4 protein-coding genes and 1 pseudogene are annotated in these 3,976 nt (G+C 66.1%); 3 read left to right on the top strand and 2 right to left on the bottom strand.

What is annotated here, in order from left to right; all coding sequences use genetic code 11:
• Positions 1–278 precede the first annotated feature (278 nt).
• Positions 279–1,521, top strand: a pseudogene (locus ACFHWY_RS28050) (IS3 family transposase).
• A gap of 46 nt (positions 1,522–1,567) precedes the next feature.
• Here the strand turns inward: ACFHWY_RS28050 and ACFHWY_RS28045 are convergent.
• A complete protein-coding gene (locus ACFHWY_RS28045; RefSeq protein WP_416583252.1) occupies positions 1,568–1,831 on the bottom strand; it encodes a hypothetical protein in 264 nt (87 codons plus the stop codon).
• Positions 1,832–2,086: 255 nt separating this feature from the next.
• Here ACFHWY_RS28045 and ACFHWY_RS28040 point away from each other — a divergent pair, with 255 nt between their 5' ends.
• On the top strand, positions 2,087–2,566 hold the full coding sequence (locus ACFHWY_RS28040; RefSeq protein WP_416583251.1) for a YfbM family protein: 480 nt from the start codon (positions 2,087–2,089) through the stop codon (positions 2,564–2,566).
• Positions 2,567–2,613: 47 nt separating this feature from the next.
• Here ACFHWY_RS28040 and ACFHWY_RS28035 read toward each other — a convergent pair whose 3' ends face one another.
• Positions 2,614–3,066 carry a hypothetical protein gene (locus ACFHWY_RS28035; RefSeq protein ID WP_416583250.1) on the bottom strand — a complete coding sequence of 151 codons (453 nt, stop codon included), beginning with the start codon at positions 3,064–3,066 and terminating at the stop codon, positions 2,614–2,616.
• Between the two features lie 442 nt (positions 3,067–3,508).
• Here ACFHWY_RS28035 and ACFHWY_RS28030 point away from each other — a divergent pair, with 442 nt between their 5' ends.
• Positions 3,509–3,919, top strand: coding sequence for an SMI1/KNR4 family protein (locus ACFHWY_RS28030; protein ID WP_416583249.1), 411 nt, complete (start codon positions 3,509–3,511; stop codon positions 3,917–3,919).
• The last annotated feature ends 57 nt before the right edge of the window (positions 3,920–3,976 follow it).

The following is a 3,976-nucleotide window of genomic DNA, read 5'->3' as shown; positions in this document are numbered from 1 at the left end:
TTCACACACCCCCACCACCGCATCCCGCCAGGTCAGACCGCCAATGGCGGCTGCCGTACTAGCTCTCCAATCGCGGCCGTCAGCGGAACCGTGACGTCCCTGCGTAGACTGCGATGCCCGTGCAGGGCGACGCGGCGCCATTCATCGTGAGATCGACTCGTCCGTTCGTCCTGCGACGCACCAGGCACCGGGGCTAGCCGCAGCGTCGGCCGTCGCGGATGTCAGTGTGAACCGCCCCGGATCTTGTAGAGACTTCCCCGCTTGGGAAGGATCGAGAGATGGTAGGAACGAAGCCGTATCCGCAGGATTTGCGGGAGCGGGCGGTGCGGATGGTCGCGGAGGTGCGGCCGAACTATGAGTCGGACTGGGCGGCGATCACGGCGGTGGCGGCCCGGCTCGGGATCGGCACGGCCGAGACGTTGCGGAAGTGGGTCCGCCAGGCGCAGGTCGATGACGGCCGGCGGCCGGGGGTGACGTCGGAGGAGTCGGCGGAGCTGAAGCGGCTGCGGCGGGAGAACGCGGAGTTGCGGCGGGCGAATGAGATCTTGAAGGCCGCGTCGGCTTTCTTCGCGGCCGAGCTCGACCGGCCTACGACACGCTCGTGACCTTTGTTGACGAGCATCGGGGCCGCTTCGGTGGGGTCGAGCCGATCTGCCGTGTCCTGCGTGGGCACGGGTTGCAGATCACCCCGAGCGGCTACTGGGCGGCCAAGAAGCGCTCGCCGTCGACGCGACAGGTCCGCGATACGCAGCTGAGGGAGCTCGTCCGTGAGATCCACTCGGCGAACTACGGGGTTTACGGAGCTCGCAAGATCTGGCACGAGCTGCGCCGCCGTGGTCAGCCGACGGCCCGGTGCACCGTCGAGCGGTTGATGCGTGATGCCGGGCTGGCCGGCGTCGTGCGCGGCAAGAGAATCCGCACGACGATCGCTGACCCCGGCCATGAACGGGCCGCCGATCTGCTCAACAGGGACTTCACCGCCGCCCGCCCAAACCGTTGCTGGGTCGCGGACTTCACCCATGTGGCCGCTTGGTCCGGCGTCGTCTACGTCGCGTTCGTCGTCGACGTCTACTCCCGGGCGATCGTCGGCTGGTCCGCGGCGACGAGCAAACGCACCCCGCTGGTCCTGGCCGCCCTCGACATGGGGCTATGGCGCCGAGACCGCGCCGGCCAACCCGTCGGCGCGGGCCTGGTACACCACAGCGACGCGGTCAGTACACGTCGTTCCGGTTCACCACCCACCTGCTCGACGCTGGTATCGACGCCTCGATCGGCAGCGTCGGCGACGCCCTGGACAACGCCCTGATGGAATCCACCATCGGCCTCTACAAGACCGAACTGATCAAACCCCGAGGCCCCTGGCGCAGCCTCGCCCAGATCGAACTGGCCACCGCCGAGTGGGTCGACCGGTACAACAACCAGCGCCTGCACTCCGCCATCGGGCACGCCCCACCAACCGAACACGAATCGACGTTTTACGCTCAACCCCAGCCCCGCGAGGTGCTCGGAGCCAACAGCTGAAGTCTCCACAGAACCCGGGGCGGTTCAGTGCGTGGATCTGTACGTGTCATTCTGCGGTGATGAGCAGCAGGCCCCGAAGCTGGAGGTGGGGTGGTGCGCCGTCGAGGATCATTGCGGTGTTCTCTCCCGCTCGCGCGGTCTCCGAATCGTGTCGGGCGCAGGTGCGGAGGAACCGGGCCGCCACGACGGGATACCGCACGCTGCCGTCAACGAGCCATAGGTGACTCCCGCGGACTACGGGGCCGCCTTGAATTCGGTCGGTCACCACGATGGTTCCGTCCGGATCCACGAAGGCGTCCTCAATCCGCATCGGATCTACGGTACGAGACGGAGCATCAGTCGTGAGCGGGCCTTGTGCCGCCGCCGTCGAGCGTCACGGTCCGTCGCTACGTGGTCGGGCCGTCAACCTTTGCGTACCCCCCAGAGCTGCCACAGCGTGGTGCCGAGAGCCGGGACCGGCAGTCAGCGGTTCCAGGCACACGGCGCCCGGTGTGACGTGAGCTGTGGCGGCTGATGGCCCTCGTCGAGGTCGTGCCCTGCCCCTTTACGATCTCGGCGTGTTGGGGTGCACTTCGCCATCGCCGCGGACCAGGAACGTGCGCTGCTCACGGCAGGCGACCGCGGCGACAGCGACAGCGTGGGCGAGATCCTTGAGAACATCGAAGAGTCGTGGAGCGACGACGGGTTGAAGGTCGACACCGACAAGGCTTGGAGCGCCATCCACCGATGCCTCACCGACGGCACTGTCGACGCGGACACCGGCGTGTATCCGTTGTCCCACGCGGTGCTCGGCGGACGTCATCTCCACGACGAGTATCCCGTCGTCTACCTAAGCGCCACCGAGGTCCGGGATGTTGCTCACGCCCTGCGCGATGTGGAACCAACGTGGCTACGCAGCCGATTCGACGCCATCAACGATCCGGACTATCTCGGCGCGCACGACGACACGGACTTCGCCTACACCTGGGACGCCTTCACTGAACTTCAAGCCTTCTACGACCGAGCCGCCGCAAACGGACGGGCGGTCATCTTCACCGCAACCTGACGGAAATCAGACGCTTATCTGCCGCATGGTGGGCGCGGAGGGGTAGCTCAGTCGAACCAGTTGAACAGCAGGTCGCCGAGCCTGCTCGGCTGGTGGTAGGCGACATCCCGGCGTTCTTCTTCGGTCAGAAGATGCAGGTGCCGCTCGTGGAGCGGCTGATTCAGCTCAGCCCTGGTGGCGACCCGCAGCCCTGCGCGGTGGTAGATGTCCCCGTCGGGGACGTCTACCAACACCGCGTTGATCATGTGGGGGTCTTGCTGTTCGGCTGCGGCGACCAGGAGGACCGCGGCGTTGAACAGGATGCTCAACGGCTTGGCATCACGCAGTCGCACACCGACCCGGTAGTGGTTTCGGCCGACCGTCGGCTCGTCGACCGAGGTCGTGACCACACCGTGCAGTGCCCTGGCGCTGTCGTACACCATGGCCATCCAGGTGGCACCGGCCACCGGATCCAGGTGCGGCCGGGTCACTCCCGCCTGCAGCAGATGGATGATCTCCACGCACAGATCATCCGATATTCGGCACGTTGTCGGGCAACCTGTCGGAGCACGCTCGCACCGAGGGGACTGCGCACCTGCCGCACCGACAGCTGGGCCGCTGTACTGGCTGCTGTACTGCCGGAAAGGTCAGCGGTCGGGCTATCGCGCCTGGCGTTTCGGGGCACGGATGGCGGCCTCCAACCGCAGGCCCGTCCCGACGAGGACGAGCAGCCAGGCCAGCGTAAATGGACGGTCGGTGGTTGTGCCGAGAGTCAATAGGGCGATGAGCAGTCCGACCACGATAGCGGCGGTACCGACGTTCCGGACTGATGGTGGTCAACACGCGGCTGAGTTTGCCAGCGCACGTGGCCGCGCAGTCATCCGGACGCACTGATCTGCCGCTGATGGTGCGTCGAGGAGATTCGGACTTGTGGGGACCGTACGGCGCACTGATGATGGCGATGTGATCATCGACGGCTTGCCGATCCCGTCTGTGCTCCTCCGTGCGGTGCGGCAAGGTCGGTGGGTAGCTCCAGACCGCTCGTCCTCGATGTACCGCGAAGTCTTCGGCGATAACGCGGTAGTCCCACAGTTCCTCCCGTTGAGTCGGATGACGGCCAACAGGCGCTGGCTCGACGACATGCCTGAGGACTATCGCGGGTTCTATCTCGGTCAGCCGGACCGGCAGCGCCCGCCTGGAGACGTGGATCCTGACCAGTCTCTGCTGATCGGTGACCTCGGCCCCGACCAGCCGTTTGCGTTGGACTACAGACCTTCCTTGGCCGGCCCGTCAGTGATTTACCTCAGCACAACGGCGGACTGGATCGAGGTCGCGCCCAACATTGAGACGCTGATCGAACGCCTCGGGATCTAATACTGCAACGGCGGGTCGTGACTTATAGCGGTTCGAGTCGTTTGCGGTAGTGGGCGG

It is taken from the genome of Micromonospora sp. LOL_024, from assembly GCF_048060415.1.
GTDB lineage: Bacteria > Actinomycetota > Actinomycetes > Mycobacteriales > Micromonosporaceae > Micromonospora.
Note: the sequence above shows the minus strand (reverse complement) of the source record. Positions and strands in the feature narration are given on the sequence as shown.